This window comes from Janthinobacterium rivuli (genome assembly GCF_009208735.1).
Classification (GTDB): Bacteria; Pseudomonadota; Gammaproteobacteria; order Burkholderiales; family Burkholderiaceae_D; genus Janthinobacterium.
In genome coordinates, this window is record NZ_WFLJ01000011.1 from 1 (window position 1) to 17,435 (window position 17,435).

General features: G+C 67.1%; 9 protein-coding genes and 1 pseudogene. 9 read left to right on the top strand and 1 reads right to left on the bottom strand.

Translation table 11 applies throughout. The features are described 5' to 3' along the window. The 4 genes and pseudogenes from GCN78_RS15825 to cobA form a co-directional block, all read left to right on the top strand. Positions 1-158 (top strand): annotated as a pseudogene (locus tag GCN78_RS15825) (methylmalonate-semialdehyde dehydrogenase (CoA acylating)); the annotation flags it as partial. A gap of 76 nt (positions 159-234) precedes the next feature. After that, positions 235-873, top strand: coding sequence for an ANTAR domain-containing response regulator (locus tag GCN78_RS15830; RefSeq protein WP_099664422.1), 639 nt, complete (start codon positions 235-237; stop codon positions 871-873). 157 nt (positions 874-1,030) lie between these two features. Further along, positions 1,031-2,209: a CmpA/NrtA family ABC transporter substrate-binding protein gene (locus GCN78_RS15835; RefSeq protein WP_226939662.1), complete on the top strand. Its 1,179-nt coding sequence runs from the start codon at positions 1,031-1,033 to the stop codon at positions 2,207-2,209. 14 nt (positions 2,210-2,223) lie between these two features. Next, the gene (cobA, locus tag GCN78_RS15840; protein ID WP_152252561.1) at positions 2,224-2,994 is read left to right on the top strand and encodes a uroporphyrinogen-III C-methyltransferase; all 771 of its coding nucleotides are present in this window, start codon (positions 2,224-2,226) and stop codon (positions 2,992-2,994) included. Positions 2,995-3,005: 11 nt separating this feature from the next. Here the strand turns inward: cobA and GCN78_RS15845 are convergent, their stop codons facing one another. Then, entirely contained in the window at positions 3,006-3,986 is a 981-nt protein-coding gene (locus GCN78_RS15845) for a cyclase family protein (protein WP_152252562.1), read from the bottom strand. Between the two features lie 109 nt (positions 3,987-4,095). On the opposite strand from GCN78_RS15845, the gene GCN78_RS15850 reads away from it, so the two are divergent. From GCN78_RS15850 to recD, 5 genes are all read left to right on the top strand, one after another. Then, positions 4,096-4,986: a LysR family transcriptional regulator gene (locus GCN78_RS15850; RefSeq protein WP_152252563.1), complete on the top strand. Its 891-nt coding sequence runs from the start codon at positions 4,096-4,098 to the stop codon at positions 4,984-4,986. A 141-nt stretch (positions 4,987-5,127) separates the two neighbouring features. Further along, a complete protein-coding gene (locus GCN78_RS15855) occupies positions 5,128-8,166 on the top strand; it encodes a CHASE domain-containing protein (RefSeq protein ID WP_152252564.1) in 3,039 nt (1,012 codons plus the stop codon). Positions 8,167-8,241: 75 nt separating this feature from the next. Continuing rightward, a complete protein-coding gene (gene recC, locus GCN78_RS15860) occupies positions 8,242-11,670 on the top strand; it encodes an exodeoxyribonuclease V subunit gamma (protein WP_152252565.1) in 3,429 nt (1,142 codons plus the stop codon). Continuing rightward, a complete protein-coding gene (recB, locus tag GCN78_RS15865; RefSeq protein WP_152252566.1) occupies positions 11,667-15,338 on the top strand; it encodes an exodeoxyribonuclease V subunit beta in 3,672 nt (1,223 codons plus the stop codon). Before recC ends, recB begins: the two co-directional genes overlap by 4 nt. Beyond that, positions 15,328-17,286 carry an exodeoxyribonuclease V subunit alpha gene (recD, locus tag GCN78_RS15870; RefSeq protein WP_152252567.1) on the top strand — a complete coding sequence of 653 codons (1,959 nt, stop codon included), beginning with the start codon at positions 15,328-15,330 and terminating at the stop codon, positions 17,284-17,286. Before recB ends, recD begins: the two co-directional genes overlap by 11 nt. Positions 17,287-17,435 lie beyond the last annotated feature (149 nt).

The window sequence follows — 17,435 nt, forward strand, 5'->3', positions numbered from 1 at the left end:
TCCACAGCTTCGGCGGCTGGAAGCGCAGCCTGTTCGGCGACCACCACGCGCATGGTCCGGAATCGGTGCGTTTCTATACCAGGCAGAAGGCCGTGACGCAGCGCTGGCCGGCCTCGACGGCGGCCGGCGCGGAATTTGCCATGCCGACCTTGAAGTAAAATCCGCTGTAAAACCGGCTGGTTCGATTCTTGCTTACTGCAATGGTTACTCGTTTAGCCATTGCAGATCGCTCCCATGACGTCCAGCCGTACCCAGCCTTTGCGCATCGTTGTCGTCAACACTATTGTCGAGCACGGCGTGCACGAGAATGCGGCCCTGGCTGCCCAGGTGCAGCGCGGCAACGCCTTGCGCATCGGCTTGCTGGAATCGGGCTTCGACATCGTCGCCTCGCTGCCAGCCGACCTCTACCTTCCTGAGCGCATCGCGCAACTGCAGCCTGATCTCATCATCATTGACGCCGAATCGGATGCGCGCGACGTGCTCGAGCACATCGTCATCGCCACGCGCGACGAGCGCCGCCCCATCGTCCTGTTCACGGAAGACGGCGCCACGGCCAGCATCGATGCGGCCATGGCGGCCGGCGTGTCCGCCTATATCGTGGCCGGCTTGCATGCCGAGCGCATCTTGCCTGTGCTCAACGTGGCGCTGGCGCGCTTTCGCCAGGAAGAAAAACTACGCGCCGAATTGCTCGACACGCGGCACAAGCTGTTTGAGCGCAAGGTGATCGAACGGGCCAAGGGCTTGTTGATGACGCATCATGGCTTGACGGAAGACCAGGCTTACCAGCGCTTGCGCAGCATGGCCATGAACAAGAAATTGAAGCTGGCGGACATTGCCCAGCGTATCCTCGACGTGGAGGACTTGCTGGGATGAATCGCCCATTTCCTGATACATGCTGGTGCAGCGCACCATTCCGGTGCGTCTCCAGCTGCCTGGGACTGCGCATGCACGGGCACGGTCCTTGCTGCTGGATGGGCATGACCTTGCCTATGTCGGCGCGGCAAAACAGTACTTATCAGCAAGGAATGGTATGACACAGCAAGCGGGCGCCACTGCCCACACGACGCGGCCCCTGCAGCCGGAAAAGCAGACGATACGCATCGGCTACCTGCCGCTGACCGATTGCGCCTCGCTGGTGATGGCGTCGAAGCTGGGCCTGGATGAGAAATACGGGATCAAGATCGAACTGAGCCGGGAGATGTCGTGGGCCGGCGTGCGCGATAAATTGAGTAACGGCGAACTCGACGCTGCCCACGTGCTGTACGGTCTCGTGTATGGCGTGCAGATGGGCATCGGCGGGCAGCAGAAGGACATGGCCGTGCTGATGAACCTCAATCACAGCGGCCAGGCCGTGACATTGTCGGCGGCGCTGGCGCGCGAAGGCGTCCACGATGGACTTACCCTGGCGCGGCACATGCGCGGCGCGGCGCGGCCTTTTGCGTTCGCGCATACTTTTCCGACCGGCAACCACGCGATGCTGCTGCAATACTGGCTGGCCGCGCACGGCATCGATCCGTTGCGCGACGCGCGCGTGATGACCGTGCCGCCATCGCAGATGGTGGCGGCCTTGCGCGCGGGCCAGATGGATGGCTTTTGCGCCGGCGAACCGTGGGGCTACAAGGCCATCGTCGATGGCGTGGGCGTGACGGCCACGACCAGCGGCGCCATCTGGCCCGACCATCCGGGCAAGGTGCTGGGCACCAGCGCCGCGTTTGCGCGCGCGCATCCGAACAGCTGCCGCGCCCTGATCGCCGCCGTGCTCGAGGCGGGGCGCTGGATCGACGCCAGCGATGCCAACCGGCTGGCCATGGCGGCCACTCTCGCCGAGCCCGCTTATCTGAATACACCGCAGGAAATGCTGGCGCCGCGCATTCTCGGCCATTACCAGGATGGGCTGGGCAAGACCTGGGACGAGGCGCACGGTTTGCGCTTCCACCAGGAAGGCGCCGTGAATTTCCCCTACCTGTCCGACGGCATGTGGTTCATGACCCAGCACCGGCGCTGGGGCTTGCTGCGCGACGAACCCGATTACCTGGCCGTGGCAAGGCAAGTCAATCGCCTCGACCTGTACCGTCAGGCGGCGGAAATGACGGCCACGCCCGTGCCAAAGGCCCCCATGCGCAGCTCGACCCTGTGCGACGGCGTCGTGTGGGACGGCAGCGCGCCGGAAGCGTACGCGGCATCGTTTGCCATCGGCCATTTTTTCTGATTGGAGAGTTCATCATGGCGCAAATTGGAAGCGTGACCCTGGTCGGCGCCGGTCCCGGCGACCCGGACCTGCTGACCATCAAGGCAGTAAAAGCCATCGCCCGGGCCGACGTGGTGCTGATCGACGACCTCGTCAACCCGGCCATCCTCGCGCATGCGGCGCCCGGCGCGCGCGTGGTCGAGGTGGGCAAGCGGGGCGGCTGCGCTTCCACGCCGCAAGCCTTCATCGAGCGGCTGATGCTGGCCGAGGCGCGCGCCGGCCTGCACGTGGTGCGCCTGAAAGGGGGCGACCCCTACCTGTTCGGGCGCGGCGGCGAAGAGCGCGCCTACCTGCGCAGCCACGGCGTGGCCGTCGAGGTGATACCGGGCATCAGCAGCGGCCTGGCCGCGCCATCCGGCATCGGCGTGCCGCTGACGCACCGCGGCTGGAGCCAGGGCGCCATTTTCGTCACGGGCCACGGCAAGGACAGCGCTTCCGAGCCGAACTGGGCGGCCTTGGCGCAGAGCAAGCTCACCCTCGTCATCTACATGGGCGTGGCCAGGGTGGCGGCGATCCAGGCCGGTTTGCTGGCCGGCGGCATGGCGCCCGGCACGCCCGTGGCCGTGGTGCAATCGGCCAGCTTGCCGGCGCAGCGCCAGTTGCTGAGTACCTTGCATGCCTTGCCCGCCGACTTGCTGGCCAGCGGCCTGGGCAGTCCCAGCATCATCGTCGTGGGCGAGGTGGTGCGCTGCGCCGATGCCTGGGATGACCATGGCGCACCGGGCTTGCTGGCCGCGACCGTGTGATCCAGCGGAATTTAGCGGATCGGCAGGGCCACGGGACGGATGGGCGCCGCGTCGCCGCCACGGAATTTCAATGAGGCGCCGATGAAGGCGAACTGGTAGACCTTGTCGCGCGACAAGGCTTCCAGATCGACCAGTTCCAGGATGGGCGTGCCCTGTTGCGCCAGCAGATACGTGTGCACGGGCAGGTAATTGCCCGCCACTTCGGACGGAAACGCCTCGAAACTGAGGTTGTCCGCGCCCACCACCATGGCGCCGCCATCTTCCACGAGGAATTTCGCCGCGTCCAGCGACAGGCCGGGCGGATTGGCCATGTAGGCTTGCGCCTGTTCATAGTGCCGCATCCGGCCCGTGCGTATCAGCACCACGTCGCCTTTTTCCAGCGTGACCTTCTGTTGCGCCAGCGCGGCGCGCAAGTCTTGCCGCGTGACGCGGTAATTGTCGGGCAATTGCGACAGGCCCTTGGCTACGGCCACGTCGATCAGCACGCCGCGCGCGACGATGGGTGGCAGCTTTTCCGCGCCCGTCACGGTCCAGCCACGGTCGCCCAGGTATTGCTCTTCCGTAAAACCATTCCAGATCTTGCCGTTCAAGCCGAAGTGGTTGAGGGCGTCGATATGCGTGCCCATGTGCGCATACATGGACACGGCCGAGCCCGTGTAACTGACGTGGCGGTTCATCTGTTCGCCCACCTGCATGGAATCGGCCACCACGTTGCCTTTCGGCGTGTGCGTCATCCACATCTGGTAGGGCGGGTCGCCTGCCGCCTGCCAGCTGGGCATGCCGACATAGAAGTCGACGGCCAGGTCATAGCTCTTGCCGCCGTCGATGCGCGCCAGGATGGCGGCGCGCGAGGCCGGCGTCATCAGGTTCAGGCGGCCGATTTCATCTTTCGGTCCCCAGGGGCTGAGGCCCACCTCGGGCAGGGCGGCTTGCACTGTCCCTGCCAGCAGGGCCAGCAGCAGGGTCGTCAGGGTGGCGGATGGTTTGAACATGGGGGTGCTCCTTGCGTGACATGAATGAAGAAGCCACCATCATATTATTTTCAATTCCAATGATAATCAGCGATAAAATAATAAGATATTCAACCAGATGGAAAGAATCATGGATGTCCTGGCGCACATGCGCGTGTTTCGCAAGGTGGTCGAGCGCGACAGCTTCAGCAAGGCGGCGCTGGACCTGAACCAGTCGGCGGCCGCCGTCAGCAAGCAGGTGCGCCAGCTGGAGGCGCATCTGGCGACGGTGCTGCTGGTGCGCACGACACGGCGCATGAGCCTGTCGGATGGCGGGCGCGCCTATTATCTGGAATGCTGCCGCCTGCTCGATGAAATCGATGCGCTGGAACTGGCCACGCGCGGCTGCGCCGGCAAGGTGGCGGGGCGGCTGCGCGTGAATGCGCCGCTGTCGTTCGGCTTGAAAGTGCTGTCGCCGCTGCTGCCGGACTTCATGGCCCGCCATCCGGAAGTGAGAATCGAGATGACTCTGGACGACCGCCTGCGCGATGTGGTGGGCGAGGGCTATGACGTGTCGCTGCGCATCCGCGCCGCGCTGGCCGATTCGTCCCTGGTGGCGCGACGCCTGGGCGATGTCGAGCAGATGATCTGCGCATCGCCCGCCTACCTGGCGCGGCGCGGCACGCCGCGGCAGGCGCAGGACTTGCACGGCCACGATTGCCTGGCCTACCGCCTGGCCGACAGCCCCGGCGTGTGGCAGCTGGCCGGCCCGGAAGGGGCGAGCAGCATCGTCCTGCCCGTGCGTTTTTCCGCCGACAGCAGCCTGCTGCTGGCCGATATGCTGGTGGCGGGCATCGGCGTGGGCGCGCTGCCGTCGTTCGTCGCCGCACCGCTGCTGGCCAGCGGCGCCCTGGTGCGCGTGCTGCCGTCGCACGGCATGGCCAGGCGCGGCGTGTATGCGTTGACGCCCGATGGGCGCCACGTGCAGGAAAAGGTGCGCGCCTTCTGCGACTTCCTGGCCGGGGCGCTGCGGGCGGCCTAGGCGCCAGTTGTTTTCCAGGGCAACCATGGCGCGCGCTTTTTTTCTTGTACGGACGCGTCGGGCGGGGGCTTTGATAGTATCCTCGTACTTGTTGGGCGGTACAGCGCCGCGCATTCGAGGAACCGGAATAAGCGATTGACAATGCACACTTTGAGCAAGGGCGGGACGGGACCCGGCGTCAGGATCTGGGCAGGTGGGCTGTTGCTGGCACTGGCCGTGGGCGGCGCGCTGTACGCGGGCGCGGTGCGCACGGTCAATGACGACGCCGAACAGCGTTTCGACAATCTCACGCATGGCGCACAGCACAACCTGGTCACGCGCGTGAAAAGCTATTCCGATCTGCTGCGCGGCCTCGAAGCCCTGTTTCGCACCAGCGAGCAACTGACGCGCCGCCAGTTCCACGACTATGTGGCCGGGCTCGATATCGCGCGCCAGTTCCCCGCCATCGAATCGGTCAACTACGCGGTGGCCGTCCCGTCGGCGCAGCGCGCCGCCTACATCGAGGCGGTGCGCAAGGACACCAGCCTGGCGCCGCGCGGCTATCCCGCCTTCACCATCCGCCCACCAGGCGAGCGGCCGGAATACACGGTGCTCACCTACCTGGAGCCCGATTCCCTGCTGGCCGAACGCATGGGCGTCGATATCGGCGCCAACCCGCTGGTGGCGCAGTCCCTGGCGCAGGCGCGCGACAGCGGCGAGGTCGGCGCCTCGGGCCAGGTGATCATGATCAAGGGACCGCCAGCGCACGTGGGCCTGGGCATGCGCCTGCCCGTGTACCGCAATGGCATGCCGCAGGGGAGCGTGGCCGAGCGCCGCGCCGCCTACCAGGGTTCCGTCGGCATCGGCTTTGGCGTGGCGCAGCTGGTGCACAGCGCGCTCGAACACAGCGCCCTGGAACCGCTGCACCTGACCCTGTACAGCGCCGCCGAAGCGCGGCCTGCCGATGGCGTATGGCGCGTCACGCCGCAGGACCGCCTGCTGTTCAATGACGATGGCGACCTGGCGGTGGCGCCGCCGCAACCGGGCAGCGATGCCGACTATTTCGACCAGGTGCTGCCGGTGGCTTACCTGGGCGGCCTGTGGAAAGCCCATTTCCGCGTGCGCAAGGCGGAGTTGTACAGCCCCTTCGACCGCTATTTTCCATGGCTGTCGCTGGCCGTCGGCGTGGCCGGCACGCTGCTCATTTACGGCTATATCTTTACCCTGTACCGTTCGCGCCGCAACGCGGTGGCGCAACGCACCCTGCTCGATACGGTGCTCGACAGCGTCGACGCCTACGTCTACATGAAGGATGCCGACCTGCGCTACCGCTACGTGAATGCGCGCACGGCGAAGATCCTGGGCCGCTCCGTGGAGCAGCTGATCGGGCGCCAGGATGGCGAGTTGATGCTCGGCGATGCGGCGGCGTCCGCGCAGCGCACGGAGCGCCAGGTGTTCGACAGCGGCGCCAAGTTCGTCGGCGAAGAGCGCTTCGTCGATGCGCAGGGCCAGGTGCATCACCTGTGGAGCGTGAAGGTGCCGCTGGGCTTGCCCGGCCCCGTCACGGGCCTGATCGGCCTGTCCACCGACGTGACGGAATTGCACCGCCTGAAGGAACAGGCCGACGCGGCCAGCCAGGCCAAGAGCGACTTCCTGTCGAACATGAGCCATGAAATCCGCACGCCGATGAACAGCATCATCGGCATGGCGCACCTGGCGCTGAAATCGGTGGCCGATGCGCGCCAGCGCGACTATCTGCAAAAAATCTTCCATTCGGGCCAGCATTTGCTGGGCCTGATCAACGACATCCTCGATTTTTCCAAGATCGAGGCGGGCAAGCTGGAACTGGAGGTGCTGGACTTCCGTCTCGATACCCTGCTGGCGAATGTCGCCAGCCAGCTCGGCGATGCTGCCGCCGTCAAGGGCCTGGCACTGCAGTTCGATATCGCGCCGGAGCTGCCGCAGCGCTGGCGCGGCGACCCGCTGCGCCTGGAGCAGGTCTTGCTGAACCTGACCAGCAACGCCATCAAGTTTTCCGACAATGGCAGCATCTTCGTGCGCGTGCGCCAGTCCGAGGAGCGCGGCAGCCACGGCATGCTGCGCTTCGAAGTGCAGGACCGCGGCATCGGCATGAAGCAGGAAGAGGTGGCGCAGCTGTTCCGCTCCTTCCACCAGGCCGACCCGTCGACCACGCGCAAGTATGGCGGCAGCGGCCTGGGGCTGGTGATCAGCAAGCAGCTGGTGGAACTCATGGGCGGCAAGGTGGGCGTGTACAGCCAGCCTGGCCTGGGCAGCACCTTCTGGTTCACGGCGCGCCTGGAGAAAAGCGCGCAGGCGGGCGATGATCGCATCGCCGAAGTGGAGCCGGAAGTGCTGGGCGTGATCCGCGGCGCGTCCATCCTGCTGGTGGAAGACAACGTCTTCAGCCAGCAGGTGGGCTGCGAATTGCTGGAAGACGCCGGCGCCACCGTCTGCGTCGCCTGCAATGGCCGCGAAGCGCTGGACTTGCTGGCCCGCCAGCGCTATGACTGCGTGCTGATGGACGTGCAGATGCCGGAGATGGACGGCTTCGAGGCGACGCGCCGCATCCGCGCCGACCCCAATCTCAGCGGCCTGCTGGTGATCGCCATGACGGCCAATGCGGGCAGCGAAGACCGCGCCCGCTGTCTGGCGGCGGGCATGGATGAATTCGTGACCAAGCCGATCGCCCCGAATCTGCTGTTTCACCTGCTGGCGAAATGGTTCCGCCTGCGTGGCGGTATCGGCGGCAACGGCCATGCGCGCGTGGGCGACAGGCTGGTGGCGGTGCCGAAAGCGCCGCCACCAAATGCCTCGCCGGACTTGCGCGACAGGGCCATCCTCGACCTGGCCACCCTGGCGCTCACGTTCAGCAATGACTCCGTGAAAATGCGCAAATACACCCAGCTGTTTCTCGACACGGCGCGCGATGGCATCGCCGAAATGGAGCAAGCCATGGCGCTGGAAGACCTGGGGCGCCTGGCCGACCTGGGACACCGCAGCAAATCGTCGGCGCTTGCCGTGGGCGCCCATGCCTTTGCCGGCCTGTGCGCGTCGATCGAAGGCTTGCGCCTGGGCGGCGACCTGGCGCAGGCGCGCGCCTTGCTGACGGCCCTGGGGCCGGCGCTGGCGCAGGTGGCGGAACAAATTTCCATGGAATTTGCCGCCAGCGACGCCCCCTGACGCAAGCAGCGGCGATAATATGCCTTTGACGTCTTCGGCCACCCGGCCGGCGACGCGGCAACCCATCGGATCAGCATGCATACTCCCGTCACGCCCGGCCTCCTCATCCTGCATGGCAACCAGCTGGAACAGCTGCGCGCCGCCGTCTTCCAGTGGCTGCGCCAGCATCCGCTGGCACCGCTGGAAACGGATATCTTCCTGGTGCAGTCGAACGGCGTGGCCGAGTGGCTGAAGATCGCCCTGGCCGAGGAGATGGGGGTGTGCGCCGCCACGCGCATCGCGCTGCCGGCGCGCCTGCTGTGGGAAAGCTACCGGGGCATGCTGGGGCGCGAGCGCGTCCCGCGCGTGTCGCCGTTCGATAAATCCCCGCTCACCTGGCGTTTGATGCGCCTGTTGCCGTCCTTGCTGGCCGAGCCGGTGTTCGCGCCGCTGCGTTACTTCCTCGCCGATGGCGACAGCGAACGCCGGCTGCAGCTGGCCGAGCGCCTGGCCGACTTGTTCGACCAGTACCAAGTCTACCGCGCCGACTGGCTGGCCGATTGGGCGGCGGGGCGCGACCAGCTGCGCACGGCGCGTGGCGAAGCTATCGTCTTGAAGGAAGACCAGCGCTGGCAGGCGCAGTTGTGGCGCGCCGTGGCTGCCGACGTCGAGGCTTTCGAGCGCGACACGGGCCGCGCCGACATCCATGACGCCTTCCTGGCGGCGATCGCCGCCGGCGAGGCGCCGGTGGGCAAGCTGCCGCGCCGCGTGGTGCTGTTTGGCGTGTCGGCCTTGCCATACCAGACCTTGCAGGCGCTGGCCGCGCTGGCGCGCCACACGCAGGTGGTGCTGGCCGTGCCCAATCCATGCCAGTTCTACTGGGGCGACATCATCGACGGGCGCGACTTGCTGCGCGCGCAAAACAAGCGCCAGCGGCAGCGCAACGGCACCGACCTGGCGCAAATCCCGCTCGAAGCGCTGCATGCGCACAGCCATCCGCTGCTGGCCAGCTGGGGCAGGCAAGGGCGCGATTTCATCCGCATGCTCGACGAGTTCGACGAACACGCGCAAGCCGAGGGGCGCGACGACAGCCTGCGCATCGACCTGTTTGGCGAGGAAACGGGCGAGACCCTGCTGCAGCAGGTGCAGGTGGCCATCCGCGAACTGCGCCCGCTGGCCGAACACGAACAAACGCCGCCCGACGCCGCCGACCGCTCGATCGAATTTCACGTGGCGCACAGCGTGCAGCGCGAAGTGGAAGTGCTGCACGACCAGCTGCTGGCCATGTTCGCGCACAGCGCCGAAACGGGCTTGCGTCCGCGCGACGTGGTGGTGATGGTGCCCGACATCGACACCTTCACGGCCGCCATTCACGCCGTCTTCGGCCAGTACCGGCGCCATGACGAGCGTTTCATTCCGTTCGAGATCGGCGACGTGAAGGACCGCAGCGTCAACCCGCTGCTCGTCGCGCTCGAGTGGCTGCTGCAGCTGCCGCAGCAGCGCTGCCGCCAGAGCGAAGTGCGCGACCTGCTCGACGTGCCCGCGCTGGCGGCCCGCTTTGGCCTGCAGCCGGACGACCTGGCCACCCTGGGCGCCTGGATCGAAGGGGCCGGCGTGCGCTGGGGCCTGGACCAGGCGCACCGCGCCGGCCTGGGGCTGGGCGCCGCAGGGGAACAGAATGCGTGGATCTTCGGCGTGCGGCGCATGCTGCTCGGTTATGCCAGCGGCAGTGGCGCCAGCTTTGGCGGCATCGAACCGTATGCGGAAGTGGGCGGCCTCGATGCGGCGCTGGCGGGCTCGCTGGCGCAGCTGGTCGAGGCGCTGCTGCACTGGCGCACCGTGCTGGCCGGCGCGCGCACGCCAGCCGAATGGGGCGTGCAGGCGCGCGCGCTGCTGGCCGCGTTTTTCGACGCCGACGACGAGGGCGACCGCCTGACCCTGGCGCAGCTCGAAGGCGCCTTGCAAGGCTGGCTGGAAACCTGCGAGCATGCGGGCTTCGTCGAACCGGTGCCGCTGTCCGTGCTGCGCGTGGCGTGGCTGGGCGCGCTCGACGAGCCGACCCTGAACCACCAATTCGTCTCCGGCGGCGTGACCTTCTGTACCCTGATGCCGATGCGCGCCGTGCCGTTCCGTGTCGTGTGCCTGCTGGGCATGAACGATGGCGACTTTCCGCGCCGCGCGCAGAAGGCCGATTTCGACTTGCTGGCGCTGCCCGGCATGGCGCGTCCGGGCGACCGCTCGCGCCGCGACGACGACCGCTACCTGATGCTCGAAGCCCTGCTGGCCGCGCGCGACAAACTGTACGTGAGCTGGGTGGGGCGCAATGTGCGCGACAATTCCGAGCAGCCGCCGTCCGTGCTGGTGTCGCAGCTGCGCGATTACCTGGCCGCCGGCTGGTCGCTGGATCGGCACCTGGCCTCGCTCACCACCGAGCATGCGCTGCAGCCGTTCAGCCGCCGCTATTTCGAGGCCGATGGTTTGCTGACCTACGCGCGCGAATGGCGCGTGGCCCATGCCGAGGCCGATGCGGCCGATGCGCAAGACGCCGTGCCGCCGCTGGGTCCCTACGAGCTCGATCCCGGCACGCGTCTGAAACTGGGCGAGCTGGCCAGCTTTTTGCGCCAGCCCGTCAAGTACTTTTTCCGCCGCCGCTTGAGCGTGTATTTCGCCGATGCGGCCATGCTGGGCGAGGATGAAGAGCCGTTTGGCCTGAATGCGCTCGAGCGCTATCTGCTGGAAGACACCATGCTCGATGACGGCGGCGCCGTGGAAGACATCGATGACGTGCGCGCCAGCCTGGAAGCGCGCGCCGGCAAGCTGGCGCGCGAAGGCGTGCTGCCCATCGGCCTGATCGGCCGGCAAGTACAGGCGCAATTGGTCGAGGCGCTGGTGCCCGTGCGCAGCGCATGGCTGTCCTTGCGCGCCTCGTTCCCGCAGGCGGCCGACAAGCGCGCCATCAACTTGCCCTTCGGTGAAGTGCAGATCGACGACTGGCTCGACAAATTGCGCAGCAACGGCCAGGAGACGGCCTGGCTGATGCAGATTTCCTCGAAGGTGACGGACAAGGGCGGCCTGGCGCGCGGCGACAAGCTGATGCTGATGTGGCTGCGCCAGCTGGCCGCCGCCGCCCTCGACTTCCCTGTCACCGGCTATCTGGTGGCGCGCGACGCCATCGTCAGCATGGCGCCGCTCGATCCGGACACGTCGCGCGAGGCGCTGGCCACCTTGCTGGCGCTGTGGCGCGAAGGCATGAACCATCCCTTGCCCACGGCCTGCAAGACGGGGCTGGCGCTGGTGCAGCAGGGCGACCCGGGCGCCGTCTATGATGGCGGCTTCGACATGTCGGGCGAGCGCGAGGAACTGTGCCTGGCGCGCCTGTGGCCCGAGTTTTCCGCCTTGGCCGCCGAGGAGGCGTGGGAAGACTGCACGCGCGAGCTGTATGGACCGCTGGCCGACTGGCTGCAACAGCACATCACGATCGACCCGATCAGCGCGCCCTTCGATGGCGCGGGAGAAGAACAATGACGAGCCATCTGCTCAACCCCCTGGCGTTCCCGCTGCACGGCTCGCGCCTGATCGAGGCGTCTGCCGGCACCGGCAAGACCTGGACCATCGCCGCGCTGTACGTGCGGCTCGTGCTGGGACACGGCGACGACGACAGCCGTTTCGCGCGCCCGCTGCTGCCGGCCGATATCCTCGTGATGACGTTTACCCGCGCCGCCACGCGCGAATTGTCGAACCGCGTGCGCGAGCGCCTGATCGAGGCGGCCGCCTATTTCCGCCACGAATTTGGCATTGCGTCCGGCGGCAGCGACCCGTTTCTCGACGCCTTGCTGGAATCCTATCCGGACGAGAGCGAGCGGCAAAAGGCCGCGCACCGGCTGATGCTGGCCGCCGAGACGATGGATGAAGCGGCCATCTTCACCATCGACGCCTGGTGCCAGCGCATGCTGCGCGAACACGCGTTCGACAGCGGAAGCCTGTTCGACGAGGAACTGGTCAGCGACGAGCAAGCGCTGTTCGAGGATGCGGCCCACGATTACTGGCGCCAGCAAGTCTATCCCTTGCCGCCGCTGGCGCTCGAGGTGCTGCTGGCTTGCTGGCCCGACGTCGACGCGCTGAAGAAAGGCGCGCGCGAACTGGCGCGCCGCGCGGACATCACCGGCATGGCGGACGAGGAACCGTTGTCCGCGCTGATCGCGCGCGAACAGCGGGCGCTGGCCGCGCAGCTGGCCACCCTGAAGGCGGGCTGGGTCGAGCGCGTGGACAGCATGGCCGCGTGGATCAACGACCATCGCGCCGCCAATCCCAAGTGCTTTAACGGCGTCAAGATGAAGCCGGAGAACCTGGCGAAATGGTTCGACGGCTTGCGCCGCTGGGCGCAGGATCCGCTGTTGCTGCAGCCGGCCATCACGGCCAAGGCGTGGGAACGCCTGACGCCGTTCGGCATCGAGGATGCGTTTGCCAAGAGTTTCACGGCCCAGGTGCCCGAGTGCTTCGAACACACGGAGGCGCTGGGGATCGCCCTGGCGGCATTGACGCCGCTGGCGCACAAGCTGCACCTGCATGCGGCGGCGGCCATCGCGCGACGCATGGACCAGTTAAAACGCCAGTCGCGCCAGTTCGGCTTTGCCGACATGCTGCAGCGCCTGCACGATGCGCTGGCCGGCGAGAATGGCGCGGCCCTGCGCCAGCGCATCATCGACCAGTATCCGCTGGCGATGGTCGACGAATTCCAGGATACGGCGCCGGCCCAGTACCAGATATTCAACCTGCTGTACCGCATCGCCGACAACGACCCGGCGCTGGGCCTGTTTTTGATCGGCGACCCGAAGCAGTCGATCTACGGCTTTCGCGGCGCCGACATCCAGAGCTACCTGGCGGCGCGCCGCGCCACCGCCGGCCGCCATTACCAGCTGGGCACCAACTACCGTTCGACGGCGCCGCTGGTGGCGGCCGTCAACCAGCTGTTCCTGCATGCGGAGCGCGACGAGGTGCCGGCAGGCGCCTTCCGCTACCGCAAAGGGGATGACAATCCGCTGCCGTTCGAGGCCGTCGACGCCAAGGGCCGCGCCGAGCACCTGGTGAACGCCGGCGGCCCGCTCCCGGCCCTGCTGGCCGCATGCGCCAGCGATGAAGGGCTGCGCGGCGACAGCTACCGCGAGTATTTCGCGCAGCACTGCGCCGAGCACATCGTCGCCATGCTGGGCGACCCGCAAGCCGGTTTCGCCGGTCCCGACGGTTTTACGCGCTTGCAGCCCGCGGATATCGCCATCCTCGTGCGCGACCGCAAGGAGGCCGCGGCCATCCGCCGCGCGCTGGCGCGCCGCCGGGTCGCCAGCGTGTACCTGTCCGACAAGGATTCCGTCGTCGACAGCGAGGAAGCGCAAGACGTGCTGCGCTGGCTGGCGGCGCTGGCCAACCCGCTCGACGGCGGGCTGGCGCGCGCCGCGTTTGCCACGCGCACCATCGGCCTGTCGCTGGGCGAGCTGGCGCGCCTGTCGAGCGACGAACTGGAATGGGAACGCCGCGTCGAGCAACTGAAGGCCTTGCACCTGATCTGGCAGCGCCAGGGTGTGCTGGCCATGCTGCGCCGCTTCATCCACGAACTGCGGCTGCCGGCCATGCTGCTGCAGCAGACGGGCGGCGAGCGGCGGCTGACGAATCTGCTGCACCTGGCCGAACTGCTGCAATCGGCCAGCCGCCAGCTCGATGGCGAACAGGCGCTGATACGCTGGCTGGCCGAGCAGATCGCCGGCGAGGGCGACAACGGCGACGAGCGCGTGCTGCGCCTGGAAAGCGATGCGGAACTGGTGAAAGTCATCACCGTGCACAAATCCAAGGGCCTCGAATATCCGCTCGTGTATCTGCCATTCGCTGTCACGGCGCGCAAGGTGGATAAACGCAACCGCAGCTTCTTCGACTATGCGGATGAAAAAGGCGAGCGCCGTCTCGACCTGTCCCTGTCCGACGAAGCCATGGCGGCGGTCGAGGAAGCGCGCATCGAGGAAGACTTGCGCCTGCTGTACGTGGCCCTGACGCGCGCGCGCCACTTCCTGTGGCTGGGCGTGGCCGCCCAGGCGGCGCGCAAGGCGGGCGAGAACACCTTGCACGAATCGGCGCTCGGCTACCTGCTGACGGGCGGCGACAAGCTGCCGTCCGACCAGCTGCTGCTGCGCTGGCAGCAGGTGGCGGGCGATTGCGACGCCATCTATGTGAGCGCGCTGGCGCAGCCCGATGCCTGCACGGTGCTCGACCGCGTCGAGCGGCGCCCTGAATTGCGTCCGGCGCCCGTATTCGCGGGCGAATTCGAGCGCGACTGGTCAGTGGGCAGCTTTACCTCGCTGACGCGCCAGATCGGCGCCGTGGCGGCCGCGCATGTGCCGCAGCGGGCGCTGGAAGAGACCCTGCTGGAAGATGGCACGGCGGTAGCCGTAGCCTCGCCGATGCAAATGGGTGACGCGCCCTGGCACCGCTTCCCGCGCGGTTCCGTGCCCGGCAATTTCCTGCACGAGCAGCTTGAATGGATGGGCAGCGAAGGTTTTGACAGCGTCCACGACGACAATTTCACTACGCGCCTGGCCGCGCGCTGCGAGCGGGCGGGCTGGGGACACCGCCAGGAAGACGCCATCGCCTGGCTTCGGGAAATCGCCGTCACGCCGCTGCCGCTGCTCGATGCGTCGCTGTCCGAACTCGATAGCACGCTGTCCGAGATGGAGTTCTGGTTCCCCAGCGAGCATCTGTCCACGGGCGCGCTCGACCAGCTGTGCACGCGTTTGCTGCTCGATGGCGCGCCGCGCCCCGTGCTGCCGCGGCGCCAGCTGCACGGCATGTTGAAAGGCTTTGCCGACCTGGTCATCGAACGGGATGGCCGCTACTGGGTGCTCGACTACAAGTCGAACGCGCTGGGCGCCAACGACGCGGCGTATCACACGGCCGCGCTGGCGGCCGGCATGGCGCAGCACCGCTACGATATCCAGGGCGCCATCTACATGCTGGCCCTGCACCGGCTGCTGAAAAGCCGGCTCGGTGACGCGTATGATCCGGCCGAGCAGCTGGGCGGCGCCATCTTCCTGTTCCTGCGCGGTATCGCGAATGCGGACACGCATGGCTGCTACTGGCTCGCGCCGCAGCTGGAACTGCTGGACGGCCTCGATCAACTGTTAGAAGAAACGGAACACCATGCAGCCTGATGAGCAAATGAATGCCTTGTTGACCCATGTCGACGGCGTCGCCGAGGAGGGCCACTTGCGCCGCCTGAGTGCCGCCTTTGCCCGCTTCATCGCCAGCCTGGACGAGCAGGCGCCGCATGCGCCCGCGGTCGCCGTGGCTTGCGTGGTGCTGTCCGAGCTGGAAGGGCGGGGCCACAGCTGTCTGATGCTGGCTGACCTGGCCAGTGAACCGTCGCAGCTGCTGGGCTGGAGCGAGGAACAGTGGCATGCGGTGCTGGCCGTTTCCGGTCCGCTGCCCGACAGCGCCGCCGGCTGGCGCGCGCTGCTGGCCGGCGCGCCGCAGGTGTGGCAGGTGGGTGCGGCCGACGTGCGCCAGCCGCTGGTGCTCGATGGCGATCGCCTGTATTTGCGCCGCTACTGGCGCGACGAGACCCTGGTGGGCGAGAAAATCGCGCTCCGCGCGCAGGGTTTGACGCATCCGCCACTGGCGCAGGTGCGGCAGTGGCTCGACATCCTGTTCGACCAGCCGGCCAGGGACGGTGGCCCGGACTGGCAAAAGGTGGCGTGCGCCATCGCCCTGCGCGGCAAGGTGGCCATCATCACGGGCGGCCCGGGGACGGGAAAAACCTACACGGTGGCCAGTTTGCTGACCCTGCTGTTTGCCGTCTCGCCGCAGCCGGAGCAGCTGCGCATCGCGCTGGCCGCGCCGACCGGCAAGGCGGCCGCGCGATTAAAACAGTCGATCGACAAGGCGCTGGAAGGCTTGGCGGCGAAGGCGGGTGATGCCTTGCCCCTGCTGGAACTGGCGCGGCGCATGGGCGCGGCGCGCACCCTGCACAGCTTGCTGGGCGCGCGGCCCGATACGCGCGCCTTTGCCCACCACGCGGGCAATCCGCTCGAGGTCGACGTGCTGATTGTCGATGAAGCGTCGATGGTGCACCTGGAGATGATGGCGTCGGTGCTCGACGCCTTGCCGCCCACGGCGATCCTGATCCTGCTGGGCGACAAGGATCAATTGGCGTCGGTGGAGGCGGGCGCCGTGCTGGGCGACTTGTGCCACGACGCGCAGGCGGGCGGCTACACGGACGCCACCATCGCGTATGCGCAGGCGGCCAGCGGCGTGGCCATTCCGCCCGCCTTCGCGGGAGCGGCCGGCGCGCTGGCGCAGCAGACGGTGATGCTGCGGCACAGCCACCGCTTCAGCGGTCCGATCGGCGAGCTGGCGCTGGCCGTGAATGGCGGCAGGCCCGATCTGGCCAAGGCCTGCTTCGCCGGCGACAGCGGCGGCCAGCTGGCGTGGACGGTGCCTTCGCAGCAGGAAGACGTGCTGCGCCTGGCCTTGCGCGGACGTCCGGATGCGCCGGGCGGCTACCAGCCTTACCTGGAACTGGTGAATGCCGGGGGCGAAGGCTATGCGCAGCATGACGACTGGGTGCGCGCCGTGCTGCACAGTTTTGAATCGTTCCGCATCCTGTGCGCCGTGCGCGAAGGAGAGTGGGGCGTGGCCGGCTTGAACACGGCCATCGAGCTGCGGCTGGAAAAGGAAGGGCTGATACGCCGCAGCGAATGGTATGTGGGGCGCCCCGTGATGGTGACGCGCAACGACTATGGCACGGGCGTGTTCAACGGCGACATCGGCTTGACCTTGCGCGACCCTGCGCGTCCCGGCTCCCTGCGCGTGTACTTTTTGGAGGGCGAAAACGTGCGCAGCGTGCTGGCCACGCGTTTGCGCCACGTGGAGACGGCGTTCGCCATGACGGTGCACAAGTCGCAAGGCTCGGAATTTCGCCACACGGTGCTGGTGCTGCCGCAGGAAGGCGGCGCCATGCTGGCGCGCGAACTGGTCTACACGGGCATCACGCGCGCGCGCGACTTCTTTACCCTCGTCTCGCCCACGCAGGCCGTGCTGTTCGACGCGATCCTGCGCCGCACGCAGCGCGCCAGCGGCTTAAGGGGGCTGATTGGCTGATGGCTTGACCGGGTTCGACAGGTTTCCATGTGGAAATATATGTGTTGTATTCCGAATATTGATGGAAATTGTTCCGATTTTTGTGTGAGAATGCTTTCGTAGAGAAAGCGGTGCAAAAGCACTGTTTCACGCCATTAAAATCGAAACGA